Below are 24,518 nucleotides of genomic sequence, written 5' to 3'. Positions count from 1 at the left end.
ATGATTTACACAATTTATAATTTATCAATTTGAGTTCTTTTGGCGACTTTTATCTGTTTGAAATAACTCGGTGTAAATCCGGTTACTTTTTTGAATTGATTGCTTAAGTGTGCTACGTTACTGTAATTAAGTATATCTGCAATTTCGCTCAGACTTAATTCATCATACATTATAAGTTCTTTTGCTTTTTCAATTTTTAGGTTGATAAAGTATTTCTCGATACTTATTCCTTCTACTTCAGAAAATAAATTACTCAATTTACTATAATCCTGATTTAGATGTTCAGCTATATATAATGACAAGTTTTTACTTAAATCAGCATTTTTGTTTTGCGTAACATCAATGAGAAGTGCTTTTATTTTTTCGATAATTCTACTTTTTTTATCATCGATTAATTCAAAACCAAATTTTTCTAATGCTTCTTTAATTTGTTTTTTTTGGTCAGGTTCAATGTCGGTTTCGAGTTCAATTTCGCCTAAGTCAATGACATTTGCTTTGAAGCCCAACTTTTCAATTTCTGTTTTAACCACCCATTTGCATCGGTCGCAAACCATATTTTTTATGTATAGTTTCATTGTTAAAAGGTTGTTTTAATTGAGCCACAGCTTAACATTTCAGAACCATAATATGGGTTTCTTATTTCTTTTGTTTCACTAATCCAAATAGCCCCTTTGCCTTCATTTGCCATTGGACAAAAATCTTGATATAATTTTTGTTTACTCCCAAACTGTTTTGCTAAATCATTTATGTCTTTGCTTAGTGATACAAAATGTTCCCTTTGGTAGTTAATTTTATTTGAATTATTACCAATATGTTTTGTGTGTTCTTTAGCACCTTGAATAATATCTTGAAGATTTTTTCTTAATTTGATGTCCACGGAAGAAATATCTGTACTATTTAATGTCTTAAACAATAGCTTGGCAAATGTTGCAGCATTTTTGGTATCATCCTCTGTTAAAGCATTTTTAAGTTTTAAATAATCACTAATGATTTCGGAAGTCGAAAAAGAATTAGCTGTTTGAGAAACTTGTGTGTTTTCCTTAACTTTAGTTGCTTGTGTTGTTGCTGTATCTTTATGTTCGTGAGCTTCATCATTGTCATTGTATGTAGCTTCTTTTTGAGCAACCGGTTCAGTTAATTCCATACCACATTTTGAGCAGTCTTCTCCTTTTTTTCCAGTAACTTCCGGGTGCATTGGACATGCAAATATCTCGTTTGAATTAACTGAAGTATTATTGTGTGTTTCTTTAGTTTTATGATTACAAGAAACTAAAGTGATTGCTAAAAAGGCAGTTAAAAAAAGTGTTTTCATGTGTATGTTTTTAAAATTATTTTTTACTCTTTAAATCGAAAAAAGTATAATAGAGGTTGAAATAAAATCCATTTGGAGCTGAACGTATCATAGAACTCATTAATTCATGACGATAGGCGAAATCTAAACGAGCTTGACTATTGAAAATAAATTGTACAGCCGGAACTACATCTAAATAGGATTTACCATTTTCATTAATAGTTTGTCCGACAAATTCAACCATTAAATTAATGTTCGTTTGTTTAAAACTGGTGTACGTTTTAGGGTACATTAATTTACCAAATGACAGCGTATAATTTGTAGCATTGTCACCAAGGTTGTCTGGAAAGGGATAGCTAGGTTTGTTGTCTAATGCTTTCTCAAAACTTAATGATGAACTAATGGCTACTTTTTTTATCAATTTGGTTGCTATAATTCCTGCTTCAAAACCAGTATTGTGACCTAGTATGTCTATTTGTTCTTGGTGAATGTCTGCGTTGTTAAAGCTATACCTACCATAGGCAGCCATTCTAAAATGACTGTTTAAATCATCTGTAGAATAAAAGCGGTATTTTGCCATAAAACTTCCTCCTTCAGTAACCAATTGATTACTTCTATTACTAATAAAAGCTGAACCTCGAAACATTAAATCTTTATTAAAACCGTACGTCACTTCAGGCATAAAATGGTAATTGTAACCGGATTTAAATTCTTCTTTGAAAAGAGATTGCATCACATTAATGGCGAGCGAATTTGCAGGAACATTACTTGCCGGATCAGTTACCACAAACAGCTCTTGTCCTACTATATTTTGACAAGAAATTGCGACAAGAATTAAAAAAATCTTCTTCATTAATTTATAAATTTAATATGAAAATCATCTTCATTGTTAGCCGAGTAGGTAGCAATATCTTTGTTTGATTTAGAAAGTTTTTTGAATTCTTTTTCAGTTACATATCCTTTGTCTAGCACTTGAAATTTAATATCACCCGATTTATTTGAATTGGTATTCATCAAAATATACGAACCATTAGAAATGAGTTCCGGTTTTGCAGTAATTAGTAATGAACCAATGAAAAAACCTGCATCTTCAACTTTTTCCTTAAAAGTTTTAGGACTTAAATTATTACTTTCATTTAATGTTACTGTAAATGTGTTTGTATTTAAGTCGGTTTCTACATTAGCCACTTCGGGCATACTTTTTAACTGCTTATTTATTGCATTGGAGCACATTGAACAAGTTAAACCCGTTGCTCTTATTTCTGCTTTTACAATTTGTGCAGTACTCTTTAATGAAAACATCAAAATTATTGATGCAACTATGATATATGTATTATTTATTTTTTTCATTTTAATTTGTTATTAGTTTAGTTATTTCGTCTTCTGTTGGGTTTTTTGCAATTAGAATGCCTTCTGTATTAAATAAGAATTTTGAAGGTAATTCCTCCACACCAAAAAGTATAGCTGCATTAGCATCAAATCCTTTGGGATCAATTAATTGGGTAAATTTGATTTTGTCTTTCTCAATTGCTCTAAGCCATTTGTTAGCATCAGTATCTATCGATATTCCAATGATTTCAATTTTGTCCGCACTAACTCCATTATGAAGTTTTACTAACTTTTTATTACCCAAGCGACAAGGACCGCACCAAGATGCCCAAAAATCAACAAGTACATACTTCCCGTTAAAAGAGGAAGTATTCACATCACTATTGTCGCTACTTTTTAGCGTTACTGATGGGATTTTATCGCCAACTTCTATTTGTGCATTTACTAAAAAAGTATTGGCAACCATCAAAATCATAAAAATTACTTTTCTCATTTTATTTATTTTATAATTTCTACCGTTTTACCACAACTCAACATCATTGAACCGTAGTATGGATTTTTAATGGCATCTTCTTTACTTAACCAATTTGCACCTTTTCCATCGTTATACATAGGACAGAATTGATAGTAAATAGGGGATTCATATTTGGCAACTTTCATTAGACCATAAATATCTTTTGATAAATTTGAAAAATGTTGTCGTTGTTGTTTGATGTCTTTGTTATCTCCAATTTGTTTTGCGTCTTCTTTGATTGAATTAACAACTTTCATCCAAACCATGTGGACATCCATTTCAAGTTTCTCCATTTTGATGTTATTTACTGCACTCAAAAGTTCTTTAGAAGCTACAGCTGCTTTAGTTGCATCGGATGTAATTAATGCATCTTTTACTAAAAAATAATTGCTAAACACAGCATCTAATTGATTTTCATTTGGGATTACATCAGTAGCTGATTGAGAATGATTACTGTGATTAGAATGTGCTTCGGTAGTCATCATTTTATTTTCTTCTTTGACAGGAACTTTAGCTACTCTTTCATATTGACAACATCCATGAAGATTATTATATACATCATCCGGAGCAAGAAATTTATCACTATCATATCCTGCCAATGCAATTCTTTTTAGAATTTCATCTTGGTTTGTTTTTTTTGCGTCATAAGTTAAAGTAGCCATCTGAGAGTCTTGATCCCACTCTACTTTCGCTATTTTCTTGATATTTCCTGTTTTTTCAATGGTTGTTTTACACATACCACAATTACCGTAAATTCTAACTGTCTCGGTTGTAGCATTCTTAATTTGTGCATTTGTTGTAGTTGATAGCAATACACAGATTACTACCATTATGTTTATAAATGAATTTTTCATTTTAAATGATATTTGATCAAAGCGAGTACTTTGATTAGTTAATAAAAATAATTTTTAATGAATTACAGTTGATGTAAAGGCTATAACATCATTATTAGTGATGTAGCATAATTTATAACTGTATGAATTTGTATGTGGATAGCAAAAAAGCTACCATTTTGACACACTTTTGGCTGTCAAAAAAGTAATTTAGCTTATTTTAGGAATTAGCCAAATAGAATAAAAACCATCTGAGATAGACGATTGAGCGTTAGGAAAATTTACTTTTTCTACCGCAGGGAAGTTAAAAACACGTGTTTCAAAATTAATTTCTGATAAAAAACTAACTGTTGATGTGGTGCAGGTTGATGCACATCCGCAAAGAGAGTTATCGCAGTTGCCATTACATCCTTTGTTTTCTTCACTATTGGATTTATCTGTACAACAACACTCTTTTTTTTCTGTTTTGGAGAAAGAAACCTCTGTGCCACAACATTTTTTTGAACTCTTGACACTACATGCAATAGCATTATTAGGCATAAAGAGCATGCCTATAAATAGAACTATTATGTAGTGAAATTTTATCATTATTAAATCAAAACATCACAAAAATACATAGTTTTAAATCAAATTCAACTAAGAATTTGTTAAAACGATTATACATTTACACTTTTAAGCTAATTTTCTTTAAGAAATTTAACTTGTTAGATTTTAGTTTTTAATTAAATATCTCTTCCAAAAATATTTAAAATTCGTCTTTTTAATTCTCATTAAATTTACTATCGCCCAACATTGATGACTGATTTTTTTTCCAATATTCTTTTAGTTGTTGAGCATATTGTCTAGGTGTAATTTTAATATAACTTAAAAACTGACTTTCAGTCTGATGCCCTGTAATTTTCATAATAGTCAGAGTATCCAATTTACCATATAAATTGGTTGCAAAGGAACGTCTGCAAATGTGCGAAGTAACCAATTCGTATTTTTTATATATCCCTACTTTTTTTCTGAAAATTGTCTTTTTCTTTCCATTTGCTTTGATTTCAATTTCATCCATCCTAGCACCTTCAACTTTTTCATTAATCCCAACTTCTTCACATACTTTTTTTATGTAGTCATTAAATTTTTGGTCACTTATTTCTCGGGGAAATTTGCCATTTCTTTTATCAAGAATTGATTGGACTTGGCTATGAATTGGAATGATAACCGGGTAATCAGTTTTCTTAGTTTGAATTTCTATAAATCCATCAATAATATTTTTTGGAGTTAATCTTAAAAAATCTGAAATTCTCAATCCTGTTCTTAATCCAATTATGAACCAATCTCTCGCATTATCGAGATAATCCAACTCAAAAACATGATTAAAGATTGAATTGATTTCAACTTCATTCAAGTAAATATCCTTCGTTTTATTGCTTGGAGTATAAAAACTTTGCATCTTTATCTCGTTATTCACTTTTATACCTTTTCTCTCTGCATTGTTGATCATTAATTTTATATCATCAACATAACCACCGATGGTATTAGGATTTAATTTTTGTTTCTTTTCTAAAAAATCAACAAAATCAGAATGAAATTGCAAATTAATATCAGTTATTAATAATTTCTTGTTTTTATAACTTTCAAAAGCTTCAACTTTTTTTAATGTCGTTTTGTAATGCTGAATAGTTCTTGGTTTTACTAAAGTGTTATTCCTAGTTTTTTTCGTTTTAGATTCATCTATATATGAATTAATATAATTTGAAAAAAATATTCGATCATCAATCAAATCATTTTTTGTTTCTCTATTGAGAAAAACTTTTATCTTCTCTTTTAACCATTTAGAATTGAAAACTACTCCTTCTTTTAATCCTTTATTAAATTCGCTTACTATGAACCGATCTAAATCTTTAATAGTCAAATTAACACCATCACTATCAAAGCCATTCGTTTGCAAAACTTCAGACTTTGAAATGCTCCATCTTCCATTTGGAATTTTCAATCCAGTTGAACATTCTAAGTCAAACTCATTTGATTGTTTGAAACGATAATAAATTGCATTCCAATCATTTTTAGTCTTAACTCTGAAACTACCTGAAGCCATATTTTTTAAATTTTAAACAAATATAAAAAACATTTGCTCCATTCCCCTAATGTTCCCCTAAATTTGTTAATTCATAGAAATTAACAAAAATTAATATTAATTTAAAATACTCATAAAGTCTTTATTTACAATACCTTTAAGGCAATATTTACTTTTTTTGAATCATCATTAAATTTATTCATGCACACCTTTTACCCGCACAAAGCTCAAACGAAAGTTTGGGCTTTTTTTTGTGAATTTTTGTTCCTTAGAAAATTTATTTATCAAACTATAACGTTTTCGTTTTGATTTTTATAAATTTTTATTCTTAAAATATTTGGATTTTAATAAAATTAACTAATTTAGAAAGTTATTTAGATTATTTATTACAAACCTATTTTATGAAAAAAATTCTACTCCTTTGCTTATTTTTATTTTCTGCCCATTCAAGTTTACTTAACGCACAGAATTTTGGCACTTTTGCTTCTGCCGTTTGGATTACGGATTGTAACACCTCCAACTTTTTTAATACAACCGGAGAAGGTGCAAGCATCATTGGTCCGGTAGAAAATACTTTTACTGAAACTAATTTCGGTGTTTTTACTCAAAATTCAGGCACGTTTATTTTGCGTGGTGGCGAAGTGAAAACGTTTAAAAACAGCAGCGGAAATGCTTGTAGTGTTCGAATGAATTATCGAATTTATTTAGAATCGGAAACTCCGGGTGCATTTTCAATAATTGATTTTCCTTTTTTTGAAGATTGTAATGTTGGTTCAAGTGAATTTCCATCCGGGGGACCTTGCGGCGAAGGCGATCAAAAATGGCAAGAAGTTATTGCCGATGGAGACACGAATCCATTCCCTCCGATTGATTTAACGAATTTTACTCCAGGCAATTATATTTTGGAAGTTTATTATGATGCAACGGGCGATTTGAATTCCAATTCCGAATGTAATGATACTGTTTTTGTTAATAATTCAGGTGACAATTTCAAAGCTTATTTTACCATCACTGCGACTCCTTTATTCACTTGGGAAAACCCTACAACTTGTGGTGGTTCGGAAGGAAGTATTACCATTTCAAGTTTAAATGCCAATTCAAATTATCAATTTTCGTATTCGGATGATGGAGATACGATTGGTCCGAATTCAATCACTGCTGACGAAAACGGAAACTATTTGATTTCGGATTTGAATGCAGGAACCTATTCTGATTTTAATTTCATCATAAATAATTGTACGACAACTTCAACTATTTCGATAAATTTAACTGATCCGGTTGTGAATCCACCAACTTCGGGAGGAAATCAAACGGTTTGCGAGGCTAGTCCAATTCAAACATTAACGGCAAATGCAACTACATCAGATGGTTCAATTATTGTTTGGTATGATGCAGATACAGGCGGAAATATCGTTACAAATCCAACTTTAGAAACTGTTGGAAGTATAACTTATTATGCTGAAGCACAAAATGAAATGTCAAATTGTATTAGTTCGACTCGAACTGCGGTTACTTTGACAATCAATCCTGCTCCTGCTGCTCCAACCGGAGAAAATACGCAAACTTTTTGTAGTGATGCGGCTGTTGTTTTTACATTGAATGATATAGTTGTTAATGGAACTTTTTTACTATGGTATGCTGATGCTGACGGAACAATTCCTTTGCTTTCCGACACTCCTTTGGTGAATAACACAACTTATTATGTTACTCAAAGTGTTGATGGTTGTGAAAGCAATGAATATCTTGCTGTTTTGGTTTTTGTGAATCAATTTGTAACGCCAACTTTTGGTTTTGAATCGGAATTGACAATTTGTCAAAATGGTATTGTTCCGGTTTTAGAATTGATTTCCACGAATGGAATTGAAGGAATTTGGACACCAACTTCAATTGACAATACGCAAAATGGAGTTTACACTTTTGAATCATCGGATGAATGTGCAACTAGTTTCACTTTAACTGTAACGATTACACCACCAGCAACACCAACTTTCAATTTTGAAAATGAAATTACAATTTGTACTGTTGCTCAAGCTCCCATTTTACCTTCAACAGACAATAATGGTATTAATGGCGAATGGAATCCGGCTGTGATTAATGAAGAAAATGGAAACACTTATACTTTTACTCCAGATGAAAATCAATGTGCTGATAATTTCACGCTAACTGTAATTATTAGTTCTTTTCCATCGCCAGTTTTTGATTTCGGCAATGTAATTACAATATGTTCAGGCGATGAAGTTCCTGTCTTACCAGAAGTTGACAACAATGGAATTAATGGTTCTTGGCAGCCTTCAGCCATTAACAACACAAATGAAGGCACTTATACATTTATTGCCAATAATTCAGAATGTGCCGGGAATTTTGATTTAACGGTTTTTGTTAATCAACCCACAATTCCAACATTCTCATTACCGGAATCGGTTTGTTTCAATAGTGATTCATTCTCTCTTCCAACTGTTTCGAACAATGGAATTGAAGGAAATTGGAATCCCTCCACTATAAATTCAACACAAGAAACACTTTACACTTTTACACCTTTAAACCCAAGTTGTACGTCAACTTTCTCTACAACAATTGCTTCATTACCAGAATTTTCAATTGAAATTACTGACCAATGCCAAAACAATCAATTCTCAATCGGTGTTCAACTCAGTGATAATTCCAATATAATTTTAACTGATTATGTTTGGACGAATCAAAACGGTGTAACTGTTGGTTCCAATTCTTCCACATTTAATGTAACAGAATATATTCGAAGCACTCCTGAAACCGAAACTTTTCCATTAGAATTTAATGTGAGAGCAACTTCTGTTGATGGTTGTTTTGCCGAAGAAACCATTAGTATTCCAACTATTTATTGTGGTATTCAAAAGGGGATTTCTCCCAACGGAGATAACTTAAATGACTATTTTGATCTGGCTTTATTGGATGTTGAAAAACTTAGCATCTTTAATCGTTATGGAAGAAAAGTATATTCACTAAACAATTATACTAATCAATGGTATGGGCAAACCGATGACGGAAAAGAACTTCCATCTGCAACATATTATTATGTGATAGAATTTAAAAATGGCGAATCAAAAACCGGTTGGATTTATGTAATGCGAGAAGAAAGTCGATAAAATAATTTCATTCCAATTTTAAAAAAGCTAATCGATTCATTTTGATTAGCTTTTTGTCTTAAAAATAAGTTAATCTAAAAAAGCCACCATCAAAAAATCACTACTTTGGCTTTTTAATTTATGTTACCAATGAAAAATAAAATTATTTTACTGATGCTTATGGGATTATCGGTTAGCCAAGTTGAAGCACAAGAACTCAAAAAAGCATTTTCTTCTAATCCTTTTTTTAATTCGTATAACACTCCTTATGATGTTCCACCTTTTCATTTAATCAAAAATGAACATTTTAAACCAGCTATTGAAGAAGGAATTAAAAAACAAGAGGGTGAAATAAAAGCCATTACAAATAACAAAAGTGTTGCTACGTTTGACAACACCATTTTAGCGTTAGAAAATTCGGGTGAATTATTGTCGAATGTTTCCACTGTTTTTTATAATTTGAATTCGGCAAATACGAACGAAGAAATTCAAAAAATTGCGACTGAAGTTGCACCACTAATGTCTGCTCATGGAGACAACATTAACTTAAATGAAAAACTATTTGCCCGGGTTAAAACAGTTTGGGATCAAAAAGACAAACTAAAATTAAATCCTGAACAAAGCAAATTATTAGAAAAAACATATAAACGATTTGTTCGTAGCGGAGCCAATTTGAATGAAAAAGACAAACAACGTCTTCGTGAATTGAACAGTGAATTGGCTGTTTTAACGTTGAAATTTGGTCAAAATATATTAGCAGAAACTAACAGTTATGAGCTAGTTATCAATTCAAAAGCAGAATTGGCCGGACTTTCAGATGATTTTATTGATGCGGCTGCAGCGACTGCAAAAGCAAAAGGCAAACCTGGAAAATGGGTTATTACCTTATCCAACTCAAGTGTAATGCCATTTCTTCAATATTCTTCTAATCGAAAATTAAGAGAAGAAGTTTGGACTGCTTACAAAAATCGTTGCAACAACGGAAATGAATTTGATAATAATTCGATTGCGATTCGCCTAGCTTCAATGAGAGCAGAAAAAGCAAAATTGTTAGGCTACAAAACACACGCTCATTACGGTTTGGAAGAAAGCATGGCTAAAACTCCAGAAAAAGTAATGGAATTTTTAAACCAACTTTGGGAACCAGCCTTAGAAAAAGCAAAAGTGGAAGAAGCTGAAATCAAGCAAATGATGGCTGCTGAAGGAATAAAAGATGACGTTCAACCGTATGATTGGCGTTATTACAGCGAAAAAATCAGAAAACAAAAATTTGATTTAGACGAAAATGAATTAAAACCATATTTTAGTTTAGACGCTGTTACTGAAGGTGTTTTTATGGTTTGCGAAAAGTTATACGGACTAAAATTCAAAGAATTAAAAGACGTTCCAACGTATCATAATGATGCTACCGTTTGGGAAGTTACTGAAAAAGACGGAACACACGTTGGAATTTTATATATGGATTTTTATCCAAGAGACTCAAAACGTGGTGGTGCTTGGATGACATCCTATCGTCCGCAAAAAACAGAAAACGGAAAAAGAATTCCTCCGGTAATTTCAATTGTTTGTAATTTTTCTAAACCCACTGAAAATTCTCCGGCTTTATTCACTTTTGATGAAGTAACAACTTATTTCCACGAATTTGGCCACGCTTTACACGGGTTATTATCCAATGTAACCTATAGAAGTTTAGCAGGGACAAGTGTTTCAAGAGATTTCGTTGAATTACCATCGCAAGTAATGGAAAACTGGGCTTCTGATCCTGAGGTTTTAAAAATGTATGCTAAACATTATAAAACAGGCAAAACAATTCCGGATGATTTAATTCAAAAATTAGAAAATGCCGGAACCTATGGTCAAGGATTTGCCACCGTTGAATATTTGGCTTCTGCCTTTTTAGATATGGATTTTCATACTTCGGAAGGCACAATTTCAGGTTCTGCCAATCAGTTTGAATTGAATTCTATGAAAAATAAAGGTTTAATAAAATCAATTATTCCAAGACATAGAGCAACTTATTTCAGTCATGTTTTTGCTGGTGGATATTCGGCCGGCTACTACAGCTATATTTGGTCTGGAGTTTTAGATACGGATGCCTTTGATCAATTCAAAAAAACATCATTGTTTAATGCTACAAAAGCAAATTCATTCCGAAAAAACATATTAGAAAGAGGTGGAACAGAAGAACCAATGGAATTATATAAAAAATTCAGAGGTCAAGAACCAAGCATTGAACCACTGTTGAAAAAACGTGGCTTAGACAAAAAATCAAGATAATTATATAGGTTAGGTTAATTCGAAAAAAATCCCGGAATGATTATCATTTCGGGATTTTTTAATTTTATTTTATCCGTGGTAAACTCTTGAGAAAACAATTTTACCATCTCTGATTTCAAGCACTTCTGCGACTAATAAGTCTTCTTCGTCGTTTACAGATCGAACATATTCCATAAAAACCCGGTCAGAATTTGCAGTTAACGAAGTGACTTTATATTGTAAAGAAGGCAATCGATCAAAAGCATCTTTCCACCACTCTCTCAAAGCATCTTTTCCAGTTACAAAACCATTTGTCTCAGGCTTTTTTATTTTTAATTTCGGACTGTAATGTTGAGCATTATCATCATACAATGACAATAATTGCTCTAAATTATGCTGATTAAAAGCATCAAACCATTTGAAAGCGACAGAGGTGATTTCTTGTGAATTCATTAATAATTTTTCAAGTTAATGATTTCTTGCTCCGTTAAAAATCGCCAATTTCCTCTTGGTAAATTCTTTTTGGTTAATCCGGCAAAAGAAACGCGATCTACTTTTAAAACATCATATTTGAATTTTTCAAAAATAGCACGAACCACTTTTACGTTTGGAGTTCTAAGTTTTATACCAATTTCTGTTTTTGGTTGATCTTCAATATAACTGATTTCATCTACATACAATTTATGTTCATCAAATGAAACACCCCCTGAAATTTTTTCTAAATCTTCAAATTTTAGGTTTTTATCTAATGTAACCTGATAAATTTTTGTCGATTTTTGATTTGGCAAACTGAATTTACGAATCATATCAGTATCATTCGTAAACAACAATAATCCGGTTGTGTTTTTATCCATTCTACCAATCGCTTGTACTTTGGCTTGTGTAGAATTTTTGATTAATTCGAAAACATTTCGCATATCGCGATCATCTTCCACCGAAGTGGTGAAGTTTTTGGGTTTGTTCAATAAAATATATTCTTTCTTTTCAGGAATAATCGTTGACCCATCAAAATTAACCACATCTCCGGGTTTTACTTGATAACCCATTTCAGTAATAACGACACCGTTTACTTTTACGTTTCCTGATTGAATGTAGATATCGGCATCACGACGCGAACAAGCACCGGAATTGGATATGTATTTATTTAAACGAATATCGTCTGATTTTACTTTTGGTTTAGCTGCGGGAGTTGCTGCTGTAGTTTTTGATCCAGTAGTTTTTGCTGCTGTTGCTGTTGCTTTTTTAGGCTTTTGCGAACGCTTATCCATTGCTGGTTTTGGTTTACTAAAACCCGTTGATTTACCCTTTGTAGTTCTGTTGGAAGTTGATTTTCTGTTGCTTCCGTCTTTCTTGTCCATCCTTGAAAATTTTTGCAAAGATACGCAATTGGAAATTGGAATTGGAAGTTGTTTTACTTTTCAGCTTTATATGGCCAAAACATCTCTCCCATGCACCAAAACGGAGGGCTTAATTAGAACAATACTAAAAACTCCGGCAACGATGATAAACTTAATAATGTTGTGCAAAAGAAAGTAATTTTCTTTAGAATCTGATTTCCATAATTTGATTAGGAAGAAGATTAAAATGACAAAACTTGCATAAAAATAGATGTCCATATAACCAACATCATAAATTTCGATTAGAATATAGACCGGAATCACTGTACATAAAACCAGAAAAGTAATAACTTTTTTAGAAAAAGATTCGCCTAAAATTACCGGAATTGTTCTATAATTTTGAACTAAATCGCCAATAATATTTTCTAAATCTTTGATCATTTCTCGAATTAAAATCAATAGAAACAAGAAAGAAGCATGTGCAAAAATGACATAATATTTTTCGTTGTTCAAATTCTGAAGAATGGAATCAATTTTTTGATAATATAATAAAATGGCGAAAAAGGGTAAAATTGCCAACAAAGCAGCCGTGATATTTCCGATAATTGGGTATTTTTTTATCTTATGCGAATAAAACCAAATCAGAAAAATATAAGCAGAAAAAAAGAAAACAGCTCGCCAAGAAACCAAAGTTGCAATCAGAAATACAAAAAAATTAAGTCCGAAATAAACTTGCAATTTAGTTTTTTGCGAAACCAATCGATCCAACATTGTTTTATTGGGTTTATTGATTAAATCTTTCTGACTGTCGTAAAAACTATTAATGATATAACCTGATGCGATTGTTAACGTAGAAGCCAATACGATAATAAACAGATTGAAATCTAAAATGACATCCAAAGCCCTTGTTTTCGGAGACAAAATAAAAATCGCCGAGAGGTATTGAGCTAAAATGATAATCGGAATATTATAGCCTCTTACCACCGAAAACAAACTGATTATTTTCATTAAAATCAATTTATTTTTTCTGGATAATGCCATAGTATAAAGAAAAAATCAAGTGGAATTCTTGATTTTTTATGTTTTTAAAATTGATAAACAACTTCTAGTTTATAGTCTTTTAATGAAGCTTTGGCTTTTTCCAAATCTTGTGTAAAACCAAGAATGTAGCCTCCACCGCCGGAACCACAAAGTTTTAAATAATAGTCATTTGTATCGATTCCGTTTTGCCAAACATTGTGAAATTGTTCAGGAATCATTGGTTTAAAATTATTCAACACCACTTTAGATAATTTTTTGGTGTTGCTAAAAAGAGATTTTATATCGCCTTGCAAAAAGTTTTCTACACAAGCATCGGTGTGTTTAACAAATTGCGTTTTAAGCATTCTTCTAAATCCTTGATCTTTCAAATTCTCCATAAAAATATTGACCATCGGAGCAGTTTCACCAATAATTCCGGAATCTAACAAAAATACAGCACCTTTTCCATTCGTAACTTGAGACGGAATTCCGGTTGGTTCTATATTATCTTTTGAATTGATTAAAATCGGCAAACTTAAGTAGCTATTTAATGGATCTAAACCAGAGCTTTTTCCGTGGAAAAAAGATTCCATTTGCGAAAAAACTGCTTTTAATTGTAATAATTTTTCGCGGGTTAAATTCTCTAAAACCGTGATTTTATTGTTGGCATATTTATCATAAATAGCAGCGACTAAAGCACCGCTACTTCCAACACCATAGCCTTGCGGAATTGAAGAATCAAAATACATTCCTCTATCAATATCTTGCTGAAGTAATTCTAAATTGAAAGTCACCAACTCTGGTTGCTCGTCTTGCAATTGCTCTAAATGAGCAGTAAATCGTCGTAAACTTTCGTTCGATTTGATTGCTTCCGGCGACGGATTTTCACTCACTTTCAATGCTCCGTTATAAAAATTATAAGGGATAGAAAGTCCTTTTGAATCTTTTATGATTCCATATTCTCCAAATAGAAGAATTTTTGAGTAAAAAAGTGGTCCTTTCATATTCTTGCTTATTTAATCTTTTTTATTTTTTCAGGATTCATCCGAGTGTCAAATAACGCAAGCACTCTGATTTCCTTACTATTAAATCTATAATATAAAGTAGTTTGCCAAGAAACTACACAACGATATTGCTTTTTATTTATTTCCGATTTTGGAAAACTTTCCGGATTTAATTTAATTGCATTCAATGAAAAATATAACTTATCTAAAAAATCTGTTTGCAATTTTTTTGAATGTTCTCTAAATAAATAATTTAAAATTTTCTCTAATGATTTATCGGCTTGTATAGAAAATTTAACGTTTCGGCTTGTATCCATATTTGTCTAAAATTGATTCAAAAGTTACATATTCACCTCGTTCAATTTCTCGTTCTCCTTCTTCAATTTCATCACGTTGCTCTTGGGTCAATTCTTCCCAAAAGTCTTTTTTTTGGGTTTTAAAAACATTCTTAATCGCATTGATGATAGAAACATCGTTGGTTTCTGTCAGCATTTTAATTAATTTTTGCTTTTCTAATTGAATGTCCATCACAAATTTTTTATAAAGATACTACTTTTTTTATTCCAAAAACATAGCTCCGTTTCCAATTTCATCGCAAATATACTGTTCGTTTTGACAATGCACAACTAATTCATTCTTAATAAATTGCAAGACTTCTTCGCGAACGTTTGCGGGATAAAGGACGTGAACATTTGCACCGGCATCTAATGTGAAACAAACTTGAATGGCTGTTTCTTGTCTGAATTTCCAAATTTTGTTGATGATTTCCAACGTATTAGGCTTCATCAAAATAAAATACGGCATTGAAGTCATCATCATCGAATGAAGAGTTAATGCCTCACTTTCAACCAGTTTCACAAATTCATTCACATCACCTTTTGCTAAAATAGATTTAATTTTCGATAAATTATGATGAGCTTGTTCAAATCGCTTTTCCGCATACGGATGACCATTCATCAAATCGTGACCTAATGTGCTGGAAACTTGTTTTTCACCTTTATCTACTAATAAAATCGTGTCTTGATAATTTTTAAAATTTGGATGAAGATCTGAAAATTCAATCCCAAATAAATCAGAACTATTCTCGGTTTGCTGATGATTTCCCCAAATAACGACTTCGCCTTTTATACTTCTGCAAGCACTTCCTGAACCTAATCTAGCCAAAAAAGATGCTTTTTGATTAAAATATTCATCGGTCATTTCAGGATTTAATTCCTTTTCTAAACTCATAAAATTCACCGCCAACGCTGCCATTCCGGAAGCCGAAGACGCAATTCCTGAACTATGCGGAAATGTATTTTGCGTATCAATCGTAAAATGATACTCTTTTAAAAAAGGTAAATAAACCTCAACTCGTTCAAGAAATTTTTGAATTTTTGGTCGGAATGATTCTTTTGGTTTTCCTTCAAATAATAAATCGAATGAAAAATTATCTGTTTTTTCAATTTTAGAAAAAGACAGCTTTGTGATTGTTTTGCAATTTTTCAACGTAAAACTGATGGAGGGATTGGCAGGAATTTGGTTTTCCTTTTTTCCCCAATATTTCACTAAGGCAATATTGCTGGGAGCCGACCATTGAAAACTTCCATTTTCGACCGTTTTCTGATAATTTTTAGGAATAAAATCTGAAGGTGACAGCATTCAATTTATTTTTGGGCAAAGATACATTTTTTGAATGATTCACTCTTTTTTTGAAAGCAGATTTGTTACTTTTGAATAAAAATTAGTATGTCAAAAATAGTTAAAATTGCGATTGCCGTTGCCGTTTGTTTGGGCGTTGGTTATGGTTCGAGTTTAGTGACACAATCTTCAATTACTACTTGGTATCCAACCATAAACAAACCATTTTTTAATCCGCCTAACGAAGTATTTGCTCCGGTTTGGACAATTTTATATGTGATGATGGGTGTGAGTGCCGGATTAGTTTGGAATAAAATGGAAACTGTTCCTGTTTTGGTTAAAAAAGCACTTTGGGTTTTTGTGATTCAATTGATTTTGAATGCGTTGTGGAGTTTTTTATTTTTTGGATTACAGAATCCTTTCTTAGCTTTAGCTGAAATCATGTTGCTTTGGTTGATGATTTTTGAAACAATCAAATTATTTAAACCGATTGATGCGTTGGCAAGTAAATTGATGATACCGTATTTACTTTGGGTAAGTTTTGCGATGATTTTGAATGGAAGTATTTGGTGGTTGAATAGGTAAAAAATTTGTTTTTTTAGTCGCTTATTCATATCTCTTTTTCTTTTAAACCCCCAAAACACTTTCAATCTCCATAACTTCTCCCGATTGCAAATTATCTAAGTGAAAATTTCCAATTCTAACACGAACTAAACGCAATGTGGGAAAACATACTGCTGAAGTCATTTTTCGAACTTGTCTAAACTTTCCCTCGGTTAATGTGATGGAAACCCAAGAGGTTGGTCCGTGTCGTTCATCACGAATTTTTTGCGAACGAAGAGGGAAATTTGGATCATCAATCAATTTAGCTTGGCATTTTTTTGTTTTGTATTTGGTTCCTTTAAAACCAATTAAAACACCGTTTTGAAGTTGTTCAACGGCTTCTTGCGTGATGATTCCGTCCACTTGAGCATAATATTCCTTTTCTACTTTTTTGCTTCGTACGACTTCGCTCATCATTCCGTCGGTGGTAAGAATGAGTAAGCCTTCGGAATCTTCGTCTAAACGACCAATCGCCATCGTTCCGGGCGGAAAATCGTGTAATTCGCCTAACAACTTTTTGGTTCGCTTTAGTTCATAGATAAATTGACTGAGGTAGCCGTAGGGTTTGTGGATTAAGAAGTGGCGGTGGTTATTCATATTAATGTACAAATACTAAATGGGATTCCTCCTATCGTCGGAATGACAAACTGAGTGGGAAACTGCTATAAATCAAAAAAGCTATCCACAAAAGTGGAAAGCTTTTCATTGGTCTAACTACTAAACCAGGACTTCCTTTCGGTCGTCCAAAACAACACAACTATTTTAAATGCTTTTTTGGGCAAAAAAGCGATTCATCTCTGAATCGCTTTTCCCAATTTAGCGGTCTGGACGGGACTCGAACCCGCGACCCCATGCGTGACAGGCATGTATTCTAACCAACTGAACTACCAAACCTTCGCTTAATTGCGGTTGCAAATATACAACAGATTTCAACATCTGCAAGTGTTTTGACTACTTTTTTTGGAATATTTTTTCAATCATTATCCAAACATTTGTTTTTCAACCAAGTATGTAGTTAATATTTTTTCAAAATTGGCTCCCACATTCACGGGAACATATTTTATTTTGTTTTGAGCACAAGTCATCGCTACTTTTTTGAAATAGGAATCGACACTTTTTTCGTAAGCTTCTTTGATATTTTCGGCAAATAAATTGACGGTTTCTCCGGTTTCAACATCAATAAATTTTCTTGGAGCATTATCAAAATCGAAGTTGAGTTCTCTTTTTTCATCCACAACGTGAAATAAAACGACTTTGTGTTTGTTGTGTTTCAAATGTTGAAGAGCGTTAAAAAGTGCTTCTTCTTCACCGGATTGAAACATATCGGTAAACAAAATAATCATCGAACGACGTTGCATTTTTTCGGCAATTTGATGTAAAAATGTAACCGTTTCGGTTGGTTTTGATATTTTCGGATTTTCTAATAAATCTTCCAATTTGTTTAAAACCATTCGATGATGACGATCACTTCCTTTCTCGGGAGCATAATATTCATACGTATCCGAATAAACACTTAAACCCACGGCATCACGTTGTTTCTTAAGCAAATTCATCAAAACCGCAGAAGCTAAAACAGCAAACCCTATTTTACTTTCATAAAAAGGTTCGTCATTTTTTAACTTAGGAAAATGCATCGAAGAAGAATTATCAATAATTAAATGACATCTCAAATTCGTTTCTTCTTCATACTTTTTGGTATAAAGACGGTCAGTTTTTGCAAATAATTTCCAATCGATGTGTTTGGTGCTTTCACCTTTATTGTATACTTTATGCTCGGCAAACTCGGCAGAAAAACCGTGAAAAGGCGATTTATGCATTCCGGAAATAAAACCTTCTACTACTTGATTGGCAAGTAATTCTAGATGCTTAAAACCGGATATTATTTCTTTTTGAGATTCGATGTTCATCTTTCAAAGATATCAAATCCCATTTGAGCTACAAAAGAAAATCATACAAGACTCCGCTAATTTTTTGTTAAGATGGTTTAGGTCCTTTTGCCATCATTTTTCTCATAACACCCGGAAACCAGCGTTGCATCCAAATGAAGAATTTACCATGGGCTGTAAAAATATAATTTCGTTTTCGTTGCCAAATGGCTTTAACCATAACTTGTGCTGCTTTTTCAGTAGGCCACATCATTTTTTCAGGTCTGGGATCATTACGATCCGGATGCCAAACTCCTTCGTTATCAATTCGGGCTATTTCCGATTTAACAAAACCGGGATGCAATGTGGTACAACTCACTCCGGTATCTTGTAATTCAACTTGGAAAGTCAGACCAATTGAATTTACCGCCGCTTTTGAAGCTCCATAGGCTCCAACATAAGGATTTGGAAGATACGCACCTACACTTCCCACTAAAGCGAGTCTTCCTTTAGTTTGTTTTAAATGAGGTAATGCATGTTTAGCTGTTAAAGCAAGCCCAATTACATTTCCTTGAAATTGTCGTTGCCATTCTTCTTGCGTTAAATCTTCCATTTTTCCGAATACTCCAAAACCTGCATTCGCAACAGCTATGTCTAATTTACCGAATGTGTCAATTATTTGATTTACACAGTTTTTAATACTTACTTCATCTAAAATATCACAGAAAAATGCTTTTGCTTTACCGCCGGAATTTTCAATTTCAGAAACTAATTTATCTAATTCATCCATTCTTCGTGCAGAAACGGCAACTGTTGCACCGTTTTTGGCAAATTCTAATGCCATTGCTCGTCCTAAACCGGAAGAAGCACCGGTGATCCAAACGATATGATTTTGAAATTTCATATTAAATTGATTAAATCCTTACTATCCAACAACATAAAGGTACTAATTTTTATAATTAGGAATATAAAAATTAAAAAAGGTTCAACTTTCGCTGAACCTTTCCATCTAAACAAACTAACTTTCCAAAAAAACTCACTTCACTAAAAGCTTACAATGCTGATTTTTGATTTTGATTTTTTTATTTGCGACACATCACTTTTTAAACTTTTCTTATATTTTGTTAGATTATAAATTATCTATTTTATTGGTAAGAATCTCTATTTTATCATTCAATGTTCTAAGCGTAAGTTCCAATTGGTTTTTTAAATTTTTATTTTCTTCTTTTAAATTTTGAGTTTGAGTTTCCAATTCTTGAATAGCTTTAACTATTGGTGCAAGCAGGTCGTTATAACGAACACTATACATTCCTTCATCATCTATAGTAATAATGCCATTAGAATCTCCACCCGAGGTATTAAATGCTTCTTCCAATTCTTGGGCGATGAAACCGTACTCAGTTTTTTTGAATTCGTCATTCTCACGGAAATAGGAGACTGGACGAAGTTTTTTGATGAATTCTAATCCTAAATTTGTGTTTTGAATATTGGATTTCCATCTTTTGTCTGACGTAATCGACCAAGCTACTTGAGTGCCTGCGTAGGTTATAAAATTATTCCCGATTCTTACTTGATTGCTTCCTGTTGAAGAAGGTACATTGGCGTTATATCCTAACCCAATATTATTTGATCCTGAAAAAATGGAATTTAATGCTTCATAACCGATGGCCGTATTGTTTTGACCAGAAACAATTTCATTTAGAGTATTAATACCAATAGCAGTATTATAATTACAAACAGAACACAAATCAAATGAGCCATATCCTATGGCTGTATTGCCAATACCTGATGTATTACTATATAAAGAATAGCTACCAATCGCAGTATTGAAGTATCCTCCTGTATTCCTAAATAACGAATATACTCCATTCGCAACATTAGAAAAACCCCATGTATTATTATACATTGCTCTATGACCACTTACTGTATTATTTTGACCTGACGTATTTGAAAATAAAGCTTCATCACCCACAGCTGTATTGTAGCGGCCCGTGTTTCCTTCGGAATTGTCATTACCTCTTAGTGCATAATGACCAATTGCAGTATTAAATGTTTCTCGACCATCAACTCTATCATCTGCATACAAGAAAGCTTCATTTCCTACAGCAAGACTTCGGCTGTTTCCAACGTTAGCACGAAGAGCATTGTTACCAACTGCAATGTTTTGAATTCCAGTAGTGTTTGTACGTAATGCATTACTTCCAAAGGCAATATTGTTATGGGTAATATCGTTGAGCAGAGCATTAAAACCGAAAGAGACACCATCGATTCCTATACGACCTGCTATACTGTTATTTCTTTTAAAAATTAAGTCAGCATCGTCAGTCGTACCAATAAAATGTGTAGTCGGATTTGTTTCGTTATTTCCAAGTAAATTCCAGACATTGTTTGAGTATGATAACTCAGTCCAAGCTGTTCCATTCCAGAAATAAAACCCAGGAAATACCTCATTGGGTGCAGTGCCCGAAGTTGCCGTATTATAAATGATTTCTGAAACTGTAGGGGTTTGCACCGTTGCTATATTCTTGGCAGTTAAAGCTATTCTTGGTATCAGCAAACCATCATTGGATGAATTGATATCCAATGCTCCATTAGGATCAGTTGTGCCAATACCTACTTGCGAATAAGAAAGACTTATTTGCAACAGCATCAGAAATATAATTAAATTTTTCATTTTTCTTATTTACTTTCTTTTAAGCCTTTTCAATTAATTACCCATATAGATGTAAAAAATTAAACGAATCAATCCTTCGGATTACGGTTCATTGGATCACTTTGTGCTGCCAGCGGATTTATAACAATATTATGAGCTGCAGTAATCAACCACTTGCCATTTTGTTTTACCATAACTAAGGTTCCTAATTCCTTATCATCGCCCATTTTATTATTGCCTCGGTTGACTCCGTCTGGGGGATAAAATGCACCAAGACTCCAGAAAACATGAACAACGGCAACATTCTCTGTAATGAAACGTATTTGCGTTTGAGACTTTGTGTATTTAACATCCTTAAAAATTGTTTTGTGCAGCTCTTCTAGGTGTGTTTTATTCTGCTTTTGCCCTTTATACCAGTGACCTACAATGTTTACCCAGTCTAAATCTTGCGTGGTATAATTGGAAAAATCATCAAAATTATGAGTATTCCAACTTGTAATCAGTGCGTCGATTTGATCATTAATTTGTTTTTCATCCTCTGGTCTGTTCTGTGCTACTGCCATAAAACTACTCATAAATAGTACGTAGCATAAAATTACATTTTTCATCTTTTAAGGTTTTTTTATTAATTTTCTATTTAAATTATTGTTTCATTTATCTCTTCTCATTTACTTTCTTTCAAACCTTTTTCAATTAACCATTTTTCAGCTTCTCTAAAAAAATTGTCGGGTTGTTCTATCCATGCGAAGTGACCTGCATCTTTGACGAGAATCATTTTTGAATTTGGAATTTTTTCAACAATTCTGCCGGCTTGTGTTTTTTGATCAGTTATAAAATCATCATCACCGACAATAACAAGTGTGGGAACTTTGATTTTTGATAATTCGGGAAAAAGATATTTATTACCAAAATCGGCAATGCCGGTGTTATCCCAAACGTCATCACTAATAAACGTTTCCATTGGTTGATAATCGGCTAAAGCGGCAAATTTTTGAATATTATCTGCATTATGAAAATAGAACGGAAATATCTTGGGCATAAATTGTGTCAACTTAACATTTACTGTATCTTCTCGTGAAAAAACCGCAAATCCTTCATTGAAATAAGGTTCTTTCTCCCTTTTATAGATTAATTGAATAAACTCTTCCCTGTAAACCTCATCTTTTCCAGCCATAGGTGCAATTGCTACAATGCCATTCACTTTTTCTTGATTATCCAAGGTATAATTGAGCACTTGATACCCACCCATACTGTGACCCATTAGCCAAACTTTTTCTTGTTTTAGATGAGTTCTTAGCCCGTCTAAATCTTTCATATAATAGTCATCGCTATAGTGCATTGGGTCTGCTGGTGCTGTTGATTTTCCTGAACCTCTTGTTTCATAATAAACCATTGTAAAATATTTTTCGAACGGTTGTAAAGAATTTTTCAAGTAGAACATCGAAACACCCCAACCCGGTGTAGGCAGGAAACAAACCGGTCCTTTTCCGGCAACGTGATAATTGATTTTAATTCCGTTGATGTCAGCAAGGTGCTCGCCTGGTTTTAGAGCGTCCTGAGCATTTGAAGCAATGCAGAACAGGAGAAGCAAAATGATAGAATACGTTTTCATATTTTTATGGATTTAATTAATGATATTTTTAATCATTATTATTTTTAAGATTAGTAATTTTCGGCAAGATTTTCTATAAAACTTCTCCAAAACTTAGAGTCAGCAATGGAAGCAAAAACAAACAATTCCATCATAAATAATAAGAAAATTAAAGCATATGGACTTTTTAAAATGTCTTTTTTGAGTCTAAATTTTTCATACAAAAGAATAAAAAGTAGCACTATAAAAGGTGTTGTGATCATTGCCAATAAACCCGTTTCCTTATCACTCATTAATGCTACCATTCTACTTAAACCGGGATTCAACAATACTAATGACGAGGCTATTATAAAAGCCACGTGCCATCTGGTATTTTTGGTGTTAAGTATTGCCAGAACGTAATAAATAACAAACGAAGTTCCGGATAAAGATCCACCTAGCATATTAATGTAAACACTTTCATTTGATTCGCCCGGTACAAAAAAACTCAATTGATGATACACTATTCCTATGATAGTTGAAACTAAAATAGGGACTAGAAGGTAAGTTAATCTTCCCACTTTTCGATGTGTTTCATACTTTTTTTGTCGAATTAAAATAGGTTGCCAAATCAAGATTACAAACCAACACGAAAAAGCAACAAAGTGTAAATGTGTAATTAACGGCACGCTTTCAAATGACGGAAACTTGCCTAAATAAGGTTTAAAAAACCCAATTAGAGTAATCATTAAAATAACTACTACGGCAAGGATGAAAATGTTTTGTTTTTTTTCCATTGTAGGATGAATTTGCAACTTAATTTACTGAATGTCTAAACCTTGACTTGAAAAATAGATTGGCTGTAAACCTTGAAAACTAACTTTTCGTTCATAAACCAGTTGATTGTTATTGAAATAAAAAACATCCGAAAATTGATCATCTTGAAACTTACCGCTCACATTTCCAATTAAATCATAATTATCATTTGGAGTTGCTGTTTCAAAAGTTTCATTTGCTCCGTATAAATTACCATTGTTAGAGAATCTGACAAAATGTTCGAACTGAAATCCAATGTTAGAAAGCATTCCACTAAAAGTTTTCCCTTTTAATTGATTCTCTTCCGGTTTTTTTAGTAGAACTGCATTTTCAAAGTTGATGTCATTTAAATCATCAAAAATAATTTCATCATTTTCAACTTCAAAAGAACCATAGTCTTCTAGAATCACACTATTTCCATCTATAGTATAGCTAAGTTGCATTTCTTCATCAACATTAATTATTCGAACTAATCCATTTGAACTAAAAATCATTATGCAAACGCGATTGTTAACTAGTTTCCCACCAATAATATATTCTGTAATGTTAAAAGTTTCAAATGAACTTGAATCATCATCAGAGCAAGAAATCATTAGCATAACAGATAAAAAGAAGACTAACTTTTTTATGTAATTTTTCATAAT

Annotated in this window: 26 protein-coding genes and 1 tRNA gene; 3 read left to right on the top strand and 24 right to left on the bottom strand. The window is 32.4% G+C overall.

What is annotated here, in order from left to right; all coding sequences use genetic code 11:
• Positions 1-14 precede the first annotated feature (14 nt).
• From M0M57_RS08850 to M0M57_RS08815, 8 genes are all read right to left on the bottom strand, one after another.
• Entirely contained in the window at positions 15-575 is a 561-nt protein-coding gene (locus M0M57_RS08850) for a helix-turn-helix domain-containing protein (protein ID WP_248432684.1), read from the bottom strand.
• Positions 576-577: 2 nt separating this feature from the next.
• Positions 578-1,312, bottom strand: a complete 735-nt coding sequence (locus tag M0M57_RS08845; protein WP_248432682.1) for a DUF3347 domain-containing protein — start codon at positions 1,310-1,312, stop codon at positions 578-580.
• Between the two features lie 16 nt (positions 1,313-1,328).
• A complete protein-coding gene (locus M0M57_RS08840) occupies positions 1,329-2,144 on the bottom strand; it encodes a hypothetical protein (RefSeq protein WP_248432680.1) in 816 nt (271 codons plus the stop codon).
• Positions 2,144-2,641 (bottom strand): heavy-metal-associated domain-containing protein, encoded by a 498-nt coding sequence (locus M0M57_RS08835; protein ID WP_248432678.1) that lies wholly within the window; start codon positions 2,639-2,641, stop codon positions 2,144-2,146. Before M0M57_RS08835 ends, M0M57_RS08840 begins: the two co-directional genes overlap by 1 nt.
• A 1-nt stretch (position 2,642) precedes the next feature.
• On the bottom strand, positions 2,643-3,113 hold the full coding sequence (locus tag M0M57_RS08830) for a TlpA family protein disulfide reductase (protein WP_248432676.1): 471 nt from the start codon (positions 3,111-3,113) through the stop codon (positions 2,643-2,645).
• A gap of 5 nt (positions 3,114-3,118) precedes the next feature.
• Positions 3,119-3,988 (bottom strand): DUF3347 domain-containing protein, encoded by an 870-nt coding sequence (locus M0M57_RS08825; protein ID WP_248432675.1) that lies wholly within the window; start codon positions 3,986-3,988, stop codon positions 3,119-3,121.
• A 189-nt stretch (positions 3,989-4,177) separates the two neighbouring features.
• On the bottom strand, positions 4,178-4,555 hold the full coding sequence (locus M0M57_RS08820) for a hypothetical protein (RefSeq protein WP_248432673.1): 378 nt from the start codon (positions 4,553-4,555) through the stop codon (positions 4,178-4,180).
• A 172-nt stretch (positions 4,556-4,727) separates the two neighbouring features.
• Positions 4,728-6,050, bottom strand: coding sequence for a site-specific integrase (locus tag M0M57_RS08815; protein ID WP_026712080.1), 1,323 nt, complete (start codon positions 6,048-6,050; stop codon positions 4,728-4,730).
• Between the two features lie 380 nt (positions 6,051-6,430).
• Between M0M57_RS08815 and M0M57_RS08810 the strand changes: the two genes are divergently transcribed.
• Both M0M57_RS08810 and M0M57_RS08805 read left to right on the top strand, forming a co-directional pair.
• Positions 6,431-9,151, top strand: a complete 2,721-nt coding sequence (locus M0M57_RS08810) for a gliding motility-associated C-terminal domain-containing protein (protein WP_248432671.1) — start codon at positions 6,431-6,433, stop codon at positions 9,149-9,151.
• A 129-nt stretch (positions 9,152-9,280) separates the two neighbouring features.
• Positions 9,281-11,407, top strand: coding sequence for a M3 family metallopeptidase (locus M0M57_RS08805; protein ID WP_248432669.1), 2,127 nt, complete (start codon positions 9,281-9,283; stop codon positions 11,405-11,407).
• A gap of 69 nt (positions 11,408-11,476) precedes the next feature.
• Here M0M57_RS08805 and M0M57_RS08800 read toward each other — a convergent pair whose 3' ends face one another.
• The 7 genes from M0M57_RS08800 to M0M57_RS08770 all read right to left on the bottom strand — a co-directional run bounded on the left by M0M57_RS08800 (position 11,477) and on the right by M0M57_RS08770 (position 16,388).
• The gene (locus tag M0M57_RS08800) at positions 11,477-11,839 is read right to left on the bottom strand and encodes a nuclear transport factor 2 family protein (RefSeq protein ID WP_248432667.1); all 363 of its coding nucleotides are present in this window, start codon (positions 11,837-11,839) and stop codon (positions 11,477-11,479) included.
• The gene (locus M0M57_RS08795) at positions 11,839-12,744 is read right to left on the bottom strand and encodes a pseudouridine synthase (protein WP_248432664.1); all 906 of its coding nucleotides are present in this window, start codon (positions 12,742-12,744) and stop codon (positions 11,839-11,841) included. The genes M0M57_RS08800 and M0M57_RS08795 overlap by 1 nt, the downstream gene beginning before the upstream one ends.
• A gap of 66 nt (positions 12,745-12,810) precedes the next feature.
• Entirely contained in the window at positions 12,811-13,731 is a 921-nt protein-coding gene (locus M0M57_RS08790) for a geranylgeranylglycerol-phosphate geranylgeranyltransferase (protein WP_248432663.1), read from the bottom strand.
• Between the two features lie 77 nt (positions 13,732-13,808).
• Complete coding sequence (locus M0M57_RS08785; protein ID WP_248432661.1) at positions 13,809-14,747, bottom strand: mevalonate kinase family protein; 939 nt, start codon at positions 14,745-14,747, stop codon at positions 13,809-13,811.
• An 8-nt stretch (positions 14,748-14,755) separates the two neighbouring features.
• A complete protein-coding gene (locus tag M0M57_RS08780) occupies positions 14,756-15,064 on the bottom strand; it encodes a type II toxin-antitoxin system RelE/ParE family toxin (protein ID WP_248432659.1) in 309 nt (102 codons plus the stop codon).
• Positions 15,042-15,275, bottom strand: a complete 234-nt coding sequence (locus M0M57_RS08775; protein ID WP_248432657.1) for a hypothetical protein — start codon at positions 15,273-15,275, stop codon at positions 15,042-15,044. The genes M0M57_RS08780 and M0M57_RS08775 overlap by 23 nt, the downstream gene beginning before the upstream one ends.
• Before the next feature lie 30 nt (positions 15,276-15,305).
• Positions 15,306-16,388, bottom strand: a complete 1,083-nt coding sequence (locus M0M57_RS08770; RefSeq protein WP_248432655.1) for a diphosphomevalonate/mevalonate 3,5-bisphosphate decarboxylase family protein — start codon at positions 16,386-16,388, stop codon at positions 15,306-15,308.
• A gap of 87 nt (positions 16,389-16,475) precedes the next feature.
• Here M0M57_RS08770 and M0M57_RS08765 point away from each other — a divergent pair, with 87 nt between their 5' ends.
• Complete coding sequence (locus M0M57_RS08765) at positions 16,476-16,952, top strand: TspO/MBR family protein (protein ID WP_248432653.1); 477 nt, start codon at positions 16,476-16,478, stop codon at positions 16,950-16,952.
• Positions 16,953-16,994: 42 nt separating this feature from the next.
• On the opposite strand, the gene M0M57_RS08760 is transcribed toward M0M57_RS08765, so the two are convergent.
• The 9 genes from M0M57_RS08760 to M0M57_RS08720 form a co-directional block, all read right to left on the bottom strand.
• Complete coding sequence (locus M0M57_RS08760) at positions 16,995-17,567, bottom strand: pseudouridine synthase (protein WP_248432649.1); 573 nt, start codon at positions 17,565-17,567, stop codon at positions 16,995-16,997.
• A 223-nt stretch (positions 17,568-17,790) separates the two neighbouring features.
• Positions 17,791-17,864: transfer RNA gene (locus tag M0M57_RS08755), tRNA-Asp, on the bottom strand.
• Positions 17,865-17,950: 86 nt separating this feature from the next.
• Positions 17,951-18,877: a DUF58 domain-containing protein gene (locus tag M0M57_RS08750; protein ID WP_248432648.1), complete on the bottom strand. Its 927-nt coding sequence runs from the start codon at positions 18,875-18,877 to the stop codon at positions 17,951-17,953.
• Between the two features lie 67 nt (positions 18,878-18,944).
• Entirely contained in the window at positions 18,945-19,739 is a 795-nt protein-coding gene (locus M0M57_RS08745; protein WP_248432647.1) for an SDR family NAD(P)-dependent oxidoreductase, read from the bottom strand.
• A gap of 225 nt (positions 19,740-19,964) precedes the next feature.
• Positions 19,965-21,509 carry a tail fiber domain-containing protein gene (locus tag M0M57_RS08740; RefSeq protein WP_248432646.1) on the bottom strand — a complete coding sequence of 515 codons (1,545 nt, stop codon included), beginning with the start codon at positions 21,507-21,509 and terminating at the stop codon, positions 19,965-19,967.
• Between the two features lie 68 nt (positions 21,510-21,577).
• Complete coding sequence (locus tag M0M57_RS08735) at positions 21,578-22,096, bottom strand: SgcJ/EcaC family oxidoreductase (protein ID WP_248432636.1); 519 nt, start codon at positions 22,094-22,096, stop codon at positions 21,578-21,580.
• Positions 22,097-22,152: 56 nt separating this feature from the next.
• Complete coding sequence (locus M0M57_RS08730) at positions 22,153-23,100, bottom strand: alpha/beta fold hydrolase (protein WP_248432634.1); 948 nt, start codon at positions 23,098-23,100, stop codon at positions 22,153-22,155.
• Between the two features lie 50 nt (positions 23,101-23,150).
• Entirely contained in the window at positions 23,151-23,855 is a 705-nt protein-coding gene (locus M0M57_RS08725; RefSeq protein WP_248432632.1) for a hypothetical protein, read from the bottom strand.
• Between the two features lie 24 nt (positions 23,856-23,879).
• Positions 23,880-24,515 carry a hypothetical protein gene (locus M0M57_RS08720; RefSeq protein ID WP_248432630.1) on the bottom strand — a complete coding sequence of 212 codons (636 nt, stop codon included), beginning with the start codon at positions 24,513-24,515 and terminating at the stop codon, positions 23,880-23,882.
• Positions 24,516-24,518 lie beyond the last annotated feature (3 nt).

The organism is Flavobacterium azooxidireducens (assembly GCF_023195775.1).
Classification (GTDB): Bacteria; Bacteroidota; Bacteroidia; order Flavobacteriales; family Flavobacteriaceae; genus Flavobacterium; species Flavobacterium azooxidireducens.
Note: the sequence above shows the minus strand (reverse complement) of the source record. Positions and strands in the feature narration are given on the sequence as shown.

Coding starts and splice junctions, on each gene's coding strand:
- M0M57_RS08840 (WP_248432680.1), bottom strand. CDS start 2,144: ATGAAGAAGATTTTTTTAATTCTTGTCGCAATTTCTTGTCAAAATATA.
- M0M57_RS08735 (WP_248432636.1), bottom strand. CDS start 22,096: ATGAAAAATGTAATTTTATGCTACGTACTATTTATGAGTAGTTTTATG.
- M0M57_RS08850 (WP_248432684.1), bottom strand. CDS start 575: ATGAAACTATACATAAAAAATATGGTTTGCGACCGATGCAAATGGGTG.
- M0M57_RS08775 (WP_248432657.1), bottom strand. CDS start 15,275: ATGGACATTCAATTAGAAAAGCAAAAATTAATTAAAATGCTGACAGAA.
- M0M57_RS08745 (WP_248432647.1), bottom strand. CDS start 19,739: ATGAAATTTCAAAATCATATCGTTTGGATCACCGGTGCTTCTTCCGGT.
- M0M57_RS08730 (WP_248432634.1), bottom strand. CDS start 23,100: ATGAAAACGTATTCTATCATTTTGCTTCTCCTGTTCTGCATTGCTTCA.
- M0M57_RS08780 (WP_248432659.1), bottom strand. CDS start 15,064: ATGGATACAAGCCGAAACGTTAAATTTTCTATACAAGCCGATAAATCA.
- M0M57_RS08830 (WP_248432676.1), bottom strand. CDS start 3,113: ATGAGAAAAGTAATTTTTATGATTTTGATGGTTGCCAATACTTTTTTA.
- M0M57_RS08845 (WP_248432682.1), bottom strand. CDS start 1,312: ATGAAAACACTTTTTTTAACTGCCTTTTTAGCAATCACTTTAGTTTCT.
- M0M57_RS08835 (WP_248432678.1), bottom strand. CDS start 2,641: ATGAAAAAAATAAATAATACATATATCATAGTTGCATCAATAATTTTG.
- M0M57_RS08740 (WP_248432646.1), bottom strand. CDS start 21,509: ATGAAAAATTTAATTATATTTCTGATGCTGTTGCAAATAAGTCTTTCT.
- M0M57_RS08800 (WP_248432667.1), bottom strand. CDS start 11,839: ATGAATTCACAAGAAATCACCTCTGTCGCTTTCAAATGGTTTGATGCT.
- M0M57_RS08815 (WP_026712080.1), bottom strand. CDS start 6,050: ATGGCTTCAGGTAGTTTCAGAGTTAAGACTAAAAATGATTGGAATGCA.
- M0M57_RS08785 (WP_248432661.1), bottom strand. CDS start 14,747: ATGAAAGGACCACTTTTTTACTCAAAAATTCTTCTATTTGGAGAATAT.
- M0M57_RS08820 (WP_248432673.1), bottom strand. CDS start 4,555: ATGATAAAATTTCACTACATAATAGTTCTATTTATAGGCATGCTCTTT.
- M0M57_RS08750 (WP_248432648.1), bottom strand. CDS start 18,877: ATGAACATCGAATCTCAAAAAGAAATAATATCCGGTTTTAAGCATCTA.
- M0M57_RS08805 (WP_248432669.1), top strand. CDS start 9,281: ATGAAAAATAAAATTATTTTACTGATGCTTATGGGATTATCGGTTAGC.
- M0M57_RS08810 (WP_248432671.1), top strand. CDS start 6,431: ATGAAAAAAATTCTACTCCTTTGCTTATTTTTATTTTCTGCCCATTCA.
- M0M57_RS08725 (WP_248432632.1), bottom strand. CDS start 23,855: ATGGAAAAAAAACAAAACATTTTCATCCTTGCCGTAGTAGTTATTTTA.
- M0M57_RS08765 (WP_248432653.1), top strand. CDS start 16,476: ATGTCAAAAATAGTTAAAATTGCGATTGCCGTTGCCGTTTGTTTGGGC.
- M0M57_RS08790 (WP_248432663.1), bottom strand. CDS start 13,731: ATGAAAATAATCAGTTTGTTTTCGGTGGTAAGAGGCTATAATATTCCG.
- M0M57_RS08825 (WP_248432675.1), bottom strand. CDS start 3,988: ATGAAAAATTCATTTATAAACATAATGGTAGTAATCTGTGTATTGCTA.
- M0M57_RS08770 (WP_248432655.1), bottom strand. CDS start 16,388: ATGCTGTCACCTTCAGATTTTATTCCTAAAAATTATCAGAAAACGGTC.
- M0M57_RS08795 (WP_248432664.1), bottom strand. CDS start 12,744: ATGGACAAGAAAGACGGAAGCAACAGAAAATCAACTTCCAACAGAACT.
- M0M57_RS08720 (WP_248432630.1), bottom strand. CDS start 24,515: ATGAAAAATTACATAAAAAAGTTAGTCTTCTTTTTATCTGTTATGCTA.
- M0M57_RS08760 (WP_248432649.1), bottom strand. CDS start 17,567: ATGAATAACCACCGCCACTTCTTAATCCACAAACCCTACGGCTACCTC.